At 73.6% G+C, this 13,965-nt stretch carries 12 protein-coding genes and 1 other RNA gene; 11 read left to right on the plus strand and 2 right to left on the minus strand.

Annotation, left to right across the window (positions count from 1 at the left end):
- Positions 1 to 180: 180 nt before the first annotated feature.
- Both prfB and ACSNOD_RS19270 read left to right on the plus strand, forming a co-directional pair.
- Positions 181 to 1,287 (plus strand): peptide chain release factor 2, encoded by a 1,107-nt coding sequence (gene prfB / locus ACSNOD_RS19265; RefSeq protein WP_436768216.1) that lies wholly within the window; start codon positions 181 to 183, stop codon positions 1,285 to 1,287.
- Between the two features lie 356 nt (positions 1,288 to 1,643).
- The gene (locus tag ACSNOD_RS19270) at positions 1,644 to 2,696 is read left to right on the plus strand and encodes a hypothetical protein (protein ID WP_436768217.1); all 1,053 of its coding nucleotides are present in this window, start codon (positions 1,644 to 1,646) and stop codon (positions 2,694 to 2,696) included.
- Positions 2,697 to 2,849: 153 nt separating this feature from the next.
- On the opposite strand, the gene ACSNOD_RS19275 is transcribed toward ACSNOD_RS19270, so the two are convergent.
- Entirely contained in the window at positions 2,850 to 3,032 is a 183-nt protein-coding gene (locus ACSNOD_RS19275; protein ID WP_436768218.1) for a hypothetical protein, read from the minus strand.
- Positions 3,033 to 3,371: 339 nt separating this feature from the next.
- Here ACSNOD_RS19275 and ftsE point away from each other — a divergent pair, with 339 nt between their 5' ends.
- The 5 genes from ftsE (at position 3,372) to ssrA (ending at position 7,353) form a co-directional block, all read left to right on the plus strand.
- A complete protein-coding gene (gene ftsE / locus ACSNOD_RS19280) occupies positions 3,372 to 4,061 on the plus strand; it encodes a cell division ATP-binding protein FtsE (RefSeq protein WP_436768219.1) in 690 nt (229 codons plus the stop codon).
- Between the two features lie 80 nt (positions 4,062 to 4,141).
- Complete coding sequence (ftsX, locus tag ACSNOD_RS19285; protein ID WP_436768220.1) at positions 4,142 to 5,053, plus strand: permease-like cell division protein FtsX; 912 nt, start codon at positions 4,142 to 4,144, stop codon at positions 5,051 to 5,053.
- Between the two features lie 68 nt (positions 5,054 to 5,121).
- Positions 5,122 to 6,318, plus strand: coding sequence for a S41 family peptidase (locus ACSNOD_RS19290; RefSeq protein ID WP_436768221.1), 1,197 nt, complete (start codon positions 5,122 to 5,124; stop codon positions 6,316 to 6,318).
- Positions 6,319 to 6,336: 18 nt separating this feature from the next.
- On the plus strand, positions 6,337 to 6,822 hold the full coding sequence (gene smpB / locus ACSNOD_RS19295; protein WP_436768222.1) for an SsrA-binding protein SmpB: 486 nt from the start codon (positions 6,337 to 6,339) through the stop codon (positions 6,820 to 6,822).
- Positions 6,823 to 6,983: 161 nt separating this feature from the next.
- Positions 6,984 to 7,353, plus strand: a transfer-messenger RNA (tmRNA) gene (ssrA, locus tag ACSNOD_RS19300).
- A gap of 255 nt (positions 7,354 to 7,608) precedes the next feature.
- On the opposite strand, the gene ACSNOD_RS19305 is transcribed toward ssrA, so the two are convergent.
- A complete protein-coding gene (locus tag ACSNOD_RS19305) occupies positions 7,609 to 8,949 on the minus strand; it encodes an MFS transporter (protein ID WP_436768223.1) in 1,341 nt (446 codons plus the stop codon).
- Positions 8,950 to 9,096: 147 nt separating this feature from the next.
- Here ACSNOD_RS19305 and ACSNOD_RS19310 point away from each other — a divergent pair, with 147 nt between their 5' ends.
- The 4 genes from ACSNOD_RS19310 (at position 9,097) to ACSNOD_RS19325 (ending at position 13,821) form a co-directional block, all read left to right on the plus strand.
- Positions 9,097 to 10,122: a LysR family transcriptional regulator gene (locus ACSNOD_RS19310; RefSeq protein ID WP_436768224.1), complete on the plus strand. Its 1,026-nt coding sequence runs from the start codon at positions 9,097 to 9,099 to the stop codon at positions 10,120 to 10,122.
- 1,255 nt (positions 10,123 to 11,377) lie between these two features.
- On the plus strand, positions 11,378 to 11,995 hold the full coding sequence (locus tag ACSNOD_RS19315) for a CGNR zinc finger domain-containing protein (RefSeq protein ID WP_436768225.1): 618 nt from the start codon (positions 11,378 to 11,380) through the stop codon (positions 11,993 to 11,995).
- Between the two features lie 465 nt (positions 11,996 to 12,460).
- Complete coding sequence (locus ACSNOD_RS19320) at positions 12,461 to 13,048, plus strand: sigma-70 family RNA polymerase sigma factor (protein WP_436768226.1); 588 nt, start codon at positions 12,461 to 12,463, stop codon at positions 13,046 to 13,048.
- The gene (locus ACSNOD_RS19325; RefSeq protein ID WP_436768227.1) at positions 13,045 to 13,821 is read left to right on the plus strand and encodes a zf-HC2 domain-containing protein; all 777 of its coding nucleotides are present in this window, start codon (positions 13,045 to 13,047) and stop codon (positions 13,819 to 13,821) included. Before ACSNOD_RS19320 ends, ACSNOD_RS19325 begins: the two co-directional genes overlap by 4 nt.
- Positions 13,822 to 13,965: the final 144 nt, after the last annotated feature.

Genomic DNA, 13,965 nt, shown 5'->3' on the forward strand with positions numbered 1-13,965 from the left:
CCCCTGACCCGGGCCCCCCTCCTGACCGGCCCCAACGGGCCGCCGCGGTGGCCCGCGAACCGGTCCCGGGGCCGGGCAGGGACCCGAAAACGCCGCATCGGCGCAGGTCGGAGGGCAAGCCACGGGGGCCGGGGCGCCGCGTGGAACGGCCACCCGGCGAGGGACCGGTACGCTGGGGGCGTGGCAGTCGTCGACGTATCCGAAGAGCTGAAGTCCCTCTCCTCGACCATGGGGTCGATCGAGGCCGTCCTGGACCTCGACACGATGAGGGCCGACATCGCCGTGCTCGAGGAGCAGGCGGCGGCCCCGTCCCTGTGGGACGACCCGGAGAGCGCCCAGAAGATCACCAGCCGGCTGTCCTACCTCCAGGGCCAGCTCCGCCGCGTGGAGGAGCTGCGCGGCCGGGTGGACGACCTCGAGGTCCTCTTCGAGCTCGTCGAGGCGGAGGGGGACGTGGACGCCCGCGCCGAGGCCGAGGTGGAGCTCGCCGCCGTCCGCAAGGCGGTGGACGAGATGGAGGTCCGCACGCTCCTGTCCGGCGAGTACGACGCCCGCGAGGCGCTGGTGAACATCCGCGCCGAGGCCGGTGGCGTGGACGCCGCCGACTTCGCGGAGAAGCTCCAGCGGATGTATCTGCGCTGGGCCGAGCGCCATGGCTACAAGGCGGAGGTCTACGAGACCTCGTACGCCGAGGAGGCCGGCATCAAGTCGACCACCTTCGCCATCCAGGCCCCGTACGCCTACGGCACGCTCTCCGTCGAGCAGGGCACCCACCGCCTCGTCCGCATCTCGCCCTTCGACAACCAGGGCCGCCGCCAGACCTCGTTCGCGGGCGTCGAGGTGCTCCCGGTCGTCGAGCAGAGCGACCACGTCGACATCGACGAGTCCGAGCTGCGCATCGACGTCTACCGCTCCTCCGGCCCCGGCGGCCAGGGCGTGAACACCACCGACTCCGCGGTGCGCATCACGCACATCCCGACCGGCATCGTCGTCTCCTGCCAGAACGAGCGCTCGCAGATCCAGAACAAGGCGACCGCGATGAACGTCCTCCAGGCCAAGCTGCTCGAGCGGCGCCGCCAGGAGGAGCAGGCCAAGATGGACGCGCTCAAGGGCGACGGCGGCAACTCCTGGGGCAACCAGATGCGTTCGTACGTCCTGCACCCGTACCAGATGGTCAAGGACCTGCGCACCGAGTTCGAGGTCGGCAACCCGCAGGCGGTGCTCGACGGCGAGATCGACGGCTTCCTGGAGGCCGGTATTCGCTGGCGCAAGCAGCGGGAGAAGTAGGCCCCCCGGCCCCGCCCGCCGGCCCGGACGCCGCCGGCGACCTCGGCTCGGCCCCGGTGACGACCCGAAAGCAACCATCGCTCGACGAGCGGTGGTTGCTTTTGCGTCACGGATTCCCGGCCACCCGCACGCCAAGATCACGTAAAGCGGACATTCGCGGACGCAACCGCCTTGACGCCGGTATGAAAAGTGGGAAGGCTGGCGCGCGGCATGCTCATGTCTGAGGCGCGTGTGAACGGGGGAGGCGCGGATCGATCACCGATCCGCGGCGAGATGAAGGAACGCCCCCCATGCGGCCGCTGCCCGGCACATGGCTGCCCCACACACTGAGTTCGGCTACTGGGGGTAGCACCTATATGACGAAGAAGATGCGGCTGCGGGTCGCGCGCATAGCGGCCGGTGCGATGGTCGCCGCCGGAGCGTCGCTGACCGCGGCCGGTGCCGCGCAGGCGGCGGGGATCGGTGTCGCGGCGAACGTGGGCACCACGGGCGTCGGCGTGAAGGTGGCCACCGCTCCGGAGCCCGAGCCCGACCCGACGGTGATCCCCGGCGGCCCGTCCGCGGGCGGCACGACGACGGGCGGCACCACGACGACCGGCGGTACGCCGACGACCGGTGGCACCACGACGGTCGGCGGCACCGTGACCGCCGGCGGCACCACGGCGACCGGCGGTACGTCGACCACCGGTGGCACCACGGCGACCGGCGGTACCACGGCCACGGGCGGCACGTCGACCACGGGTGGCACCACGGCGACCGGTGGCACGTCGACCACGGGCGGCACCACGGCGACCGGCGGCACGACGGCCACGGGCGGCACGTCGACCACGGGTGGCACCACGGCGACCGGTGGCACGTCGACCACCGGGGGCACCACGGCGACCGGTGGCACCACGGCCACGGGCGGTACGTCGACCACGGGTGGCACGTCGACCACGGGTGGCACGTCGACCACCGGCGGTACGTCGACCACCGGCGGTACGCAGACCACCGGCGGCACGTCGACCACGGGTGGCACGCAGACGACCGGTGGCACCCAGACCACCGGCGGCACGCAGACCACCGGCGGCAGCGCCACCACCACGGGCGGCAGCACGGGCGGCAGCACCGGTGGTTCCTCCACCGTCGGCAGCGCCACGACCACCGGCGGCGGCAGCGCCACCACCGGTGGCGCGAGCGACAACACCGGCACCTGCACCGTCGACCTCGACGGCGCCGCCTGCCAGGACAACACCGGCACCAACAACGTGGCCACCAAGCCCGTCCAGCAGGCCGAGGCCAAGGAGGAGCTGGCCGAGACCGGCGCCTCCGAGACCCTCTTCCTCGTGATCGGCGCCGCGACGATGATCGCGGGCGGCGTCGGCTTCCGCCTCGTGCCGCGGCTGATCAACCGCGGTGCCGCCGCCTGACGCAAGGCACCCACCGCGGCCGCGTGAGCGGCACCCGCGCACCGGGCCCGGCCACCCAGGGGGCCCACCCACGCGCGACAGGGCCGGGGCGCACACAGCGCCCCGGCCCTGTCACATGTCCGAGTCCCGCCGGGCGGCCGGCTCCGTGTTCCGCTAGGCGACCAGCGCGGCGACCGCGAACAGCGCCACCAGCAGCACGATCAGCGCCGCGGGCGTCAGCTGCGCGAACATGCCCTCCTGCTGCTGCAACCGCTCCCTGCTGGCTCGGCACACCGGGCAGCGACCCTCACTGACAGGGCTCGCGCAATTGGCGCACACCAGTCGGTCGCATGTCATGCGATCTCCTCCTCCGTGGCGCCAACGCACCGGGAAGCGCCGTGGTTCCCCCTACCACTGTGCCAGCTTCCCGGCGTTTCGGCGCGCCCCGGCCGTACGATCCGGGGACCCGTCGCGCAGAGTTCTGATACCGCTCCGCACAGCGACCGCCCGCACCGCCCCGTGCCTGGTCCGGCGCCCGCCGCGAACCGGCCGGGGGCGTACGCGGAACGCGCCGGCGGAGGGCGGACCGAGGACGCCGACTGCGCGGCGCGCCCCGCTTCGCGTAAGGTCACGCTCACCGACGGGAGCCGCAGCACGGCATCCCGTGTCCCACTAGAGGTCGACCGTGGTGCAGCCGTGATCCGATTCGACAACGTCTCCAAGTCCTACCCCAAGCAGAACCGTCCCGCGCTGCGGGACGTCTCGCTCGAGATCGAGAAGGGCGAGTTCGTCTTCCTGGTGGGCTCCTCCGGCTCGGGCAAGTCCACCTTTCTGCGGCTGATCCTCCGCGAGGAGCGCGCCAGCCACGGCGCGGTGCACGTGCTGGGCAAGGACCTGGCCCGGCTCTCCAACTGGAAGGTGCCGCAGATGCGCCGCCAGCTGGGCACCGTGTTCCAGGACTTCCGGCTGCTGCCCAACAAGACGGTGGCGGAGAACGTCGCCTTCGCGCTGGAGGTCATCGGCAAGCCGCGCGGGCAGATCCGCAAGACCGTGCCCGAGGTCCTGGACCTGGTGGGCCTGGGCGGCAAGGAGGACCGGATGCCGGGCGAGCTGTCCGGCGGTGAGCAGCAGCGCGTGGCCATCGCGCGGGCGTTCGTCAACCGGCCGATGCTGCTGATCGCGGACGAGCCGACGGGCAACCTCGACCCGCAGACCTCGGTCGGGATCATGAAGTTGCTCGACCGCATCAACCGCACCGGCACCACCGTGGTCATGGCCACGCACGACCAGCAGATCGTCGACCAGATGCGCAAGCGCGTCATCGAGCTCGAAAAGGGCCGGCTGGTGCGCGACCAGTCGCGCGGCGTCTACGGCTACCAGCACTGAGCGATCGCGTCCGCGACCGAAGAGCTCGCGATCGCCCGGTACTCGCCGTCACGTACGCCCCCAGGCCCTGAAAGGACACCATGCGCGCCCAGTTCGTCCTGTCGGAGATCGGCGTCGGTCTCCGCCGCAACCTCACGATGACCTTCGCCGTCATCGTCTCGGTCGCCCTCTCCCTGGCCCTCTTCGGAGGCTCGCTGCTCATGCGTGAGCAGGTCAGCACGATGAAGGGCTACTGGTACGACAAGGTCAACGTCTCGATCTTCCTCTGCAACAAGAACGACGCGGAGACCGATCCCAACTGCGCCAAGGGCGCGGTCACCGAGGATCAGAAGAAGGAGATCCGCGCGGACCTGGAGAAGATGAACATCGTCGACACCGTGCAGCACGAGTCGGCGGAGGAGGCGTTCAAGCACTACAAGGAGCAGTTCGGCGACTCCCCGCTGGCCAGCTCGCTGACCCCGGACCAGATGCAGGAGTCGTTCCGGGTCAAGCTGACGAACCCGGAGAAGTACGAGGTCATCACCAGCGCCTTCTCCTCCCGGCCGGGCGTGCAGGAGGTCACCGACCAGCGCTCCACCCTGGAGAACCTGTTCAACCTGCTCAACGGCATGAACTACGCGGCGCTCGGGGTCATGGCGCTGATGCTGATCGTGGCCCTGCTGCTGATCGTCAACACCGTGCGGGTCTCGGCGTTCAGCCGTCGGCGGGAGACCGGCATCATGCGCCTGGTGGGCGCCTCCAGCTTCTACATCCAGATGCCGTTCATCATGGAAGCCGCCATCGCCGGCCTCATCGGCGCCGGATTCGCCTGCGTGCTGCTGGCGTTCGGACAGCACTTCCTGGTCGACCAGTGGCTGGTGAATCGCATCACGGTCATCAACTTCATCGGGTGGGACGCGGTGCTCGCCAAGCTGCCGCTGGTGCTGGCCATCGGCCTGTTGATGCCCGCACTCGCCGCCTTCTTCGCGCTCCGCAAGTACCTGAAGGTGTGACCCGGGAGCCAGGGTGCCGTCCGGTCAACCTTCCGTACGCCGCCCGCTCGTGGCCTAGACTCACCGGCATGCCGGGCCCGCTGATGTTCATCAGGCCCCGCCGCATCGGCCGCGGGGCTGCGCTGACATTGGTCTTCGCGAGTGTGCTCGCCACCGGTGCCGCCACCGGGACCTGGGGCGAGGGCGACCGGAAATCCGTGCGCGCCGGGGTGGATTCGATGACGGCGGCCGGTGACCGGGCCGCCGTGCACGCCGCCGCGGCCCAGGCGATGGCGGACGGCAAGTCCGGCTCCCAGGCCGCCAAGGAGGCCGTCAGCCGCAGCGGCGACCGCTGGAGCGCCGTCTACACCGCCCGCGAGTACGAGGGCTTCCAACAGGCGCTGGACGGCCGCTACATCGGCGTGGGGCTGTGGGTGCGCGGCGGCGCGGACGGCCGGATCGAGGTGGACCGGGTGCAGCCCGGCAGCCCGGCCGCCGGCGCGGGCCTGGCCCCCGGCGACCGGCTCCGTACGGTCGACGGCGCCGCCGTCGACGGCCGGCCGGTCACCGAGGTCGTCTCCCGGCTGCGCGGCGACGCCGTGGCCACCGGCGGCCCGGCCGCCCCCGCGGCGCCCGAGGGCTCCCCGGTGCGGCTCGGCCTGGAGCGCGGGGACCGCCGCTGGGAGTCCGTGCTGCGGCGGACGAGACTCGCCACCGAGACCGTGACCGCCGACCGCGTACCGGGCGAGCGCGCCACCCGCATCAAGGTCGTCTCCTTCACCAAGGGCGCCGGGGAGCGGGTGCGGCGGGCGGTACGCGCGGTGCCCCGGGGCGACGGGCTGCTGCTCGATCTGCGCGGCAACTCCGGCGGTCTCGTCGCGGAGGCCGTCACCGCCGCCTCGGCCTTCCTCGACGGCGGCCTGGTGGCCACGTACGACATGCGCGGCGAGCAGCGCGCGCTCTACGCCCGGGAGGGCGGCGACACCAGGATTCCGCTGGTCGTGCTGGTCGACGGGGGCACCATGAGCGCGGCGGAGCTGCTCACCGGCGCCCTCCAGGACCGGGGGCGGGCGGTCGTCGTCGGTGCCCCGACGTTCGGCAAGGGCTCGGTGCAGATGCCCAGCGAGCTGCCCGACGGCTCGGTGGCCGAGCTGACCGTCGGCCACTACCGCACCCCCTCCGGGCGCGCCGTCGACGGCCGGGGGATCACGCCGGACCTGGTGGTTCACGGCGCCGCGGAGCAGCGGGCCCGCACAGTATTGAGTGGCCTCGGAACCACCTCCTAGTGCGAGAATGACTGCGCTATGGCTAAAGAGACGGGTCGCAAACTCATCGCGCAGAACAAGAAGGCGCGGCACGACTACCACATCATCGACACCTACGAGTGCGGGCTCGTTCTGACCGGCACCGAGGTCAAGTCGCTGCGGCAGGGCCGGGCCTCGCTCGTCGACGGCTTCGCCCAGCTCGACGGTGGTGAGGCGTGGCTGCACAACGTGCACATCCCCGAGTACACCCAGGGGACGTGGACCAACCACTCGGCGCGGCGCAAGCGGAAGATGCTGCTCCACCGGGCGGAGATCGACAAGCTGATCGGCAAGACGCAGGAGACGGGCCACACGCTCGTCCCGCTGTCGCTGTACTTCAAGGACGGCCGGGCCAAGGTCGAGATCGCCCTCGCCAAGGGCAAGAAGGACTACGACAAGCGGCAGACGCTCCGCGAGAAGCAGGACCGGCGCGAGGCGGACCGGGCGATCTCGGCGGCGCGGCGGCGTCAGCGCGCGCGGGGCTGACCCCCCGGATCGGGGTCGACCGGGCCGACCGGGCGGGGGGCCGCCGGGCCCCGGCAGCGCGCCCCGGCGCCGGCCGCCGGGAATACGCTGGCATCCGCCCGCGTTGTTCCCGTACGATGGCACTCGCATCGCTCGCGGTGCGCAGCTTGAAAAATGAACATGGGGATGATCGGTTTCGACAGCGGATGTCGAAGCAGGGGAAGCGAGCCGAGGAAGCGGCAATGATCTCGTAAACCACGTGTCGCAACCAATAATCGCCAACACCAAGCGCGATACCTTCGCCCTCGCTGCCTAAGCAGCGACTCGCGAAGTGTCAGCCCGGGGCCGTTCCCGACCCGGGGCCTGGCATCAGCTAGGGAACTAAACCACCGCTTCCGGCCACGGGAGGCGGTGGGAAACCAAACAGTGGCTGAGCCCGTCGGAGACTTGTCCGCGTGATCTCCGGGGCCGAGAAAAGCACAGCGGACTGCGCTCGGAGAAGCCCTGTTTTTGCACCGTTGGACGCGGGTTCGATTCCCGCCATCTCCACGAGGTCGAGGGCGACGTGTGCTCGCGGAATGCGCGAGCCGTGTCGCCCTCGTCGTTTTTTGCGCGGCTTCGCCGCGCGGGGCGGGGGCTTTGCCACCCGCACCCCCTTTGGCCGGGCGCCGTGGGGGGTGCTGTGCGTGGCGGTGTTTTGTGTCGAGGGTGGCGTGTGCTCGCGGAATGCGCGAGCCGTGTCGCCCTCGTCGTTTGTGCGCGGCTTCGCCACCCGCACCCCCTTGGCCCGGGGCCCGCGGGGCCCGCTCACGCGCGGCGCAGGCTCCGGTAGCCGGTCACGGCCGTCAGCAGGGCCAGGGCGCCGGCCGCCGCCGGGGCGCGGAAGCCGGCGTCGGCACCCCAGCTCTCCACCGCCCAGCCGCCGGCCGTCGCGCCCACCGAGATGCCGGCCAGCAGACCCGTGTACACCGTCGTCATGCCCTCGGTCAGCCGCTCCGCCGGCAGCAGCGTCTGCACCAGCGTCATCCCCGTGACCATGGTCGGCGCCGTGGCCATGCCCGTCAGGAAGAGCAGCGCGGACAGCGCCACCAGGCCGTCGGCCACGGTCAGCGGCAGCACCGCCACCGCCATGGCCGCCACGCCCAGCACGAAGCGCCGGCCCACGGGGCCCGTCGGCCGCACCGCTCCCAGGGCCAGCCCGGCCGCGCAGGAGCCCGCCGCCTGGAGCATCAGCACGGCGCTGCTCGCCGAGGAGCCGCCGAGCGCGTCCACGGTCGCGATCGTCGCCACCTCCAGCGAGCCGAAGAGCGCGCCGGTCGCCACGAAGGTGGCCAGCACCACCCGCAGGCCCGGCAGGCGCAGCGGCGCGGTGGCGCGGCCCCCGCCGTGCGGCCGGGCCGGCGGCTCCGTGCGCCGCTGCGCCGCGAAGAGCAGCGCCCCCGCCGTGAGCAGCAGCGCCGCCGTCGCCGTTCCCGCCCGCGGCGAGACCAGCGTGCACAGCAGCATCGCCAGCGCGGGCCCCGCCATGAAGCAGACCTCGTCGATCACCTGCTCCAGGGACGCGCCGGTGTGGCGGGCCGCCGCGTCGTCCCGGTGCAGCTCGGCCCAGCGGGCGCGGGTCATCGCGCCCAGGCCAGGCACGCCCGCGGAGCCGGCGCAGCACACGAACAGCACCCACGCGGGAGCCCCGTGGCCGACCGAGAGCAGCAGGGCGAGCGCGCCGGCCGCGTACAGCAGTACTGCCGCCACCGTCACCCGCGCCTGGCCGTGGCGGTCCACCAGCCGGCCCAGCAGTGGGGCGGTACCGGCCGAGACGGCCACGCCGGTCGCCGAGACCGCGCCGGCCAGCGCGTAGGAGCCGTACACCGTCGCGATCATCATCACGGTGCTCACGCCGAGCATGGAGGTCGCCAGCCGGCCCGGCAGTGCCGCGAGGGTGAAGGCGAGCGCGCCGCGGGGGGCGAAGAGCCGCCGGTACGGGGTGCCCACGGCCCCGGCGGCGCGTACGGCGCGGAGGGTGCGGGTGCGTACGGCGCGGACCGCGGCCGGGGTGCGGCGCCGGCGGGCGGCCGGCGGCGCGGGGACGGCACGGGCGGTCGAACGGGCAGCGGGGCGGGCGGCGGGCGGCGCGGCGAGGAAACGGATCACCCGACTACGGTGGCGGCGGGCACCCCGCGCGGTCCAACACCTGATCAGAGGTGATTCACGCATCTGCGTTGTCAATGCGCGGCGGTGACCGTACGTGGGCCGGCGGGCGGGTACGCGGTGCTCGGACCCGGCGCCGATACTGTGCGGGTGTCCCGAGACCTCCACCCCCGTCTGCTGCGGGCGTTCGCCGCCGTCGCCGACGAGTTGCACTTCACCCGGGCCGCCGCCCGGCTCTTCGTGGCCCAGCAGGCGCTCAGCCGCGACATCCGGCGCCTGGAGCGCGCGCTCGGCGCGGATCTCTTCCTGCGCACCACACGCGCGGTCGAACTGACCGCGGAGGGCCGCCGGCTGCTCCCGTACGCCCGCGCGGTGCTCGCCGCGCACGACGAACTGGCCGCCGCGTTCGACTCCTCGGCCGGGGCGGGGCGGCCGCTGCTCGTCGACGTCGGGGCGACGGTCAGTACAGGCCACCGCGTGCTGGAGGAGGCCCGCCGGGCGGCCCCCGGCACCGAACTGATCGCCCGCTTCCACTCCGGGCTCACCGGCGCCGCGGCCGACGTCCTCGCCGGGCGGCTCGACGTCTCCTTCGGGCGGGTCGCCGGCCTCGACCCGGCGGTGCGGGCCGGGCTGGAGCACCGGATCGCGCGGTACGAGCCGATGGCCGTGCTGCTGCCCGAGGATCACCGGCTCGCCGGGCTCGCGGAGGTCCCGCTGGACGCGCTCGCCGGCGAGACGCTCTACGCCGGGGCCGGCAACCCCGCCACCGCCGAGTGGACCGACCTCGCCGAGTGGCTCTTCGCCGGCCGGGGCATCGCGATCGCCGAGCCGTTCCCGGAGATCGAGGGCAAGACGGAGTTCGCTCGGGTGGTGCGCGGGCGGCGCTGGTCGGTGCTGGCGAGCGTGGAGTTCATGACCATCCCCGGCATGGTGCTGCGGCCCCTCGTCGACCCGGTGCCGCTGTCGCCGGTCTCCCTGGTGTGGCGGCGCGGGCTGCGGCACGCGGGGCTGGACGCGGTCCGCTGCGCGGCGCTGACCCTGGGCGAGGCGGAGGGCTGGCTGCGGCGCCCTCCGGGCTCCTGGCTGCCCGCCGCCGACGAGACGCTCCTCGCCTCCGGCGGGGTAGGGGGCGACGCGGTGCGCGTCCGCGGGCGGATCACCGCCTCCCGGCGGTGATCCGGGCACCTTCAGCGGGAGCCGCGCCCGGGGCGATCCGCACGGCCACGATCCGCCACGCGCGGACCCCGGTGGGTTCGGCGCTCGTGGTGGTTTCGGCCCGTGGCCGGCGGCGGTCGGTTGGCTGAGCGTGGGGAGACGGTGTTTCGCGCCCGGCCCCGCGCGCTTCGTGGCCCGGTGCCCCTGGCCGATCACGGTCGTCCGGGGCGTGGTGGTTCCGGTCCGGCGGTGGTTGCTGGCGCAACCCTTCTCACCCGCCCCGTAGGGGCGGGAGTCCTTCCCGCGGCCTCCGGCCGGGGCTCTGCCCGCTAGGCGCGGGCCGGTTCATCCGAGCTTCGGCGCAACCCCCCTCACCCGCCCCGAAGGGGCGGGTTTGTCCGGGCCTTCGGCCTCCCCCTTTTCACCCGCCACGGAGGGGCGGGTCTTTGTCCCGGCCGCCGGCCGGGCAGCGGCGGTGGGCGGTTCGGCCGTGCGGCCCGGGGGGCTCCAGCGCCGGCGCTCGTGGCCGAGCACGGCCGTGTGGGGCGTGGTGGTTCCGGTCCGGCGGTGGTTGCCGGCGCAACCCTTCTCACCCGCCCCGTAGGGGCGGGGGACCTTTCCCGCGGCCTCCGGCCGGGGCTCTGCCGGCTAGGCGCGGGCCGGTTCATCCGAGCTTCGGCGCAACCCCCCTCGCCCGCCCCGGAGGGGCGGGTTTGTCCGGGCCTTCGGCCTCCCCCTTCTCACCCGCCCCGGAGGGGCGAAAGTCCTTCCCGCGGCCCCCGGCCGGGCTCTGCCCGCTAGGCGCGGGCCCGTTGTCCCGGCCTTCGGCGCAACCCCTCTCACCCGCCCGGAAGGGGCGGGTCTTTGGCCGGTTCGGTCGTGCGCCCGGCGGCCCGCAGGGCCGGTGCCCGTGGCCGATCACGGCCGTCCAGGTGTCCTGGGCGCGCTGGCCAGACCGCGGCCGTCCCGGCCCGGCGCCTGGGGTCTGCCGGGCCGGTGCTCGTGGCCGTCCATGCCGTGGTGGTTGCGGCCCGTCTGGCGGCGGCTGATTCGGTGGCCGAGTCCAACGGGCGCGGGAAGACGGAGTTCGCGTCGGCCCCGCGCGCTTCGTCGGCCCCGTGCCCGTGGCCGATCACGGTCGTCCGGGCGTCCGGGGCGCGGGGGTTTCGTTCGGTGGTCGGGTACGGCAGGCGCGCGCGGGGAGACGGGGTTTTCGCGGCGGGCCCGCACAGGCACTCTGGGAACAAGCCCGCGCTGCGCGAGGAGGTACCGGCCCATGACGGCTGCCGCGGCAACCGCCTCCCCCGGTCTGCGTTTCGACGCCGGCCGCCCCTGCCTGGATCTCGCGGCGACCGCCACCGCCCGGCCCCCTCAGCCGGGTGCGGCGCGGGCCGAGCGCCTCGACTCCCCGGAGCGGCTGCGGGCCTGGCTCCGGGGCGCCGGCCTCGTGCCGCCGGGCACCCCGCTGGACGACACCGGCCTGGAGTGGCTGGTGCGCTTCCGCGCCCTGCGCGAGCTGCTGCACCGGGTGATCCGGGCCGAGCTCACCGGGCGCGCGGCCGCGGCCGACATCGCCCGGCTGAACGCGGTCGCGGCCGCCGCCGCGCCGCCCGCCCCGTGCGCGGTGCGCGCCGCCGACGGCTCGCTGGTCCGGGCGTTCGCCACCGGGCCCGGCTGCGCGGGGCTGCTGGCCGCGGTGGCGCGGGACGCCGTCGAACTGCTGACCGACCCCGTGGCGCGCGGGCAACTGCGCCAGTGCGAGGGGGACTCCTGCTCGCTGCTGTACCTGGACACGTCGCGCGGAAGGCGGCGGCGCTGGTGCTCCAGCGAGGTGTGCGGCAACCGGGAACGGGTGGCGCGCCACCGCCGGCGCGCGGTCGCCGCCCGCGGCTGAGCACCCGCCGCTGAGCAACCGCGGTTGAGCGCCCGCCGCTGAGCGCGCCCGCCGCCGAACGCCCGCGACGGGAGCGGCCCGGCGCCTCGCCGCACGGCGCGACCCGCGCCCGCATCACGGCAATTCGATTGACTCGGCGCCTCGTTCGGCCCGAGCGCCGAAAAATCTTTCCCGCCCGCTGAGCAGCCGGCCCCGGCCGTCCGTACTGGAGGGGGAACGAGCGGCGGACGGGCCGCGGGCGCCGGCAAGGGGGCGTACCCGCGGCGCGGATGCTCCTCGGATCGTCGATCGTCCCCCACGCGGTGATCCGGGGGCGGGGGGCCCGTCGTGAACAGGGGCGACGGGCCCACCCGCACGCCGAGCGCGCCGAGGAGCCCCGCGCGGGAGCACTCCGAGGAGCACTCCGGAGCATCGGTTCTCCGCGGCCGGAGTTCGTCCGGAGCAGGTCTCGACCGGGAGGTTCGGGTGCGCAAGGATGCGGCCGTGGCCGATGAGCGTCCGTCAAGAGTCCGACATCGGGCGGAGAAGCCCCGTCGCGGCGCCGCGGTGCCGGACGAGGACCTCATGCGGGCCATCTACCGGGAGCACGCCGGCCCGCTCTTCGCCTATGTGCTGCGCCTGGTCGCGGGCGACCGCCACCGCGCCGAGGACGTGGTGCAGGAAACCCTCGTACGGGCCTGGCGCAACGTCGACCAACTGGGCCGGGCCACCGGCTCCGTACGGCCCTGGCTGGTGACCGTCGCCCGGCGGATCGTCATCGACGGGCACCGCAGCCGCCAGGCGCGGCCGCAGGAAGTCGAGCCCTCCCCCCTGGAACTCATGCCCGCAGAGGACGAGATCGACAAGGCGCTCTGGCTCATGACGCTCTCCGACGCCCTCGGGGACCTCAGCGACGCCCATCGCGAGGTGCTCATCGAGACGTACTTCAAGGGCCGTACCGTTAATGAAGCGGCTGAGAAGCTCGGCATACCGAGCGGGACCGTGCGGTCCCGTGTCTTCTACGCGCTGCGCTCCATGAAGCTCGCGCTCGAGGAACGAGGAGTGACGGCATGACAGCGCCGGAGCGGAACACTGATCACGAGGCGGTCGGTGCGTACGCACTCGGTGTCCTGGACGAGGCGGACGCCCTCCGCTTCGAGGCGCACCTCGCCGACTGCGCCTCGTGCGCCCGGCAGCTGGACGAGTTCATGGGGCTGGAGCCGCTGCTCGCCACCCTCGCCGACGCCCCCGCGGCCATTCCGCCGCCGGACCGGTTGCACACCGCGCCGGACCCGCGGCTGCTCGACGGGCTGCTGGACGAGGTCGCCGCCAAGCGGCGGCAGCGCCGGCGCCGGGGGCTCTACCTGGTCGCCGCGGCCGCCGTGCTCATCGTCGGCGGGCCGGTCGTCGCCACGGTGGCCGTCTCCCGGGGGGACGACACCCGGCCGAGCGCCGCCGCGCCCCCGCACGCCCACTCCACCAGCCCCGCCGAGGACGCCTTCTTCAACCACATGGAGAAGAAGGTCGCGGCGACCGACGCGGCCAGCCGGGTGACCGCCACCATCGGCACGGAGAAGAAGGGCTGGGGCACGCACACCGTCCTGGAGCTCAAGAATGTGAAGGGGCCGCTGCGGTGCAATCTCGTCGCCGTCTCCAAGAGCGGCGAGGAGGAGGTCATCACGTCCTGGGCCGTGCCGAAGTGGGGGTATGGCATTCCGGACAGCGCGAATGAGGCGGCGCGGAGTCCTCTGTACGTGCATGGTGGGGCGGCGATGAATTCCGACGACATCGACCGTTTCGAGGTCCGTACGTTTGAGGGGCGTCGGCTGGTGTCCGTCCACGCGTAGCGTCCTCCGGACGGGTTGGCCGACGTTCCCGTTCACGTTGTCCGTGATGTGGACGTCCTGTCTTTCCCGGCCTCCGGCCGGGGGCCTTTTCCCGCCCCTTCGGGGCGGGGACCACCACCTCACCCCGGCCGAAGGCCGGGCAAC

Source organism: Streptomyces sp. URMC 123, from assembly GCF_051386515.1.
GTDB lineage: Bacteria > Actinomycetota > Actinomycetes > Streptomycetales > Streptomycetaceae > Streptomyces.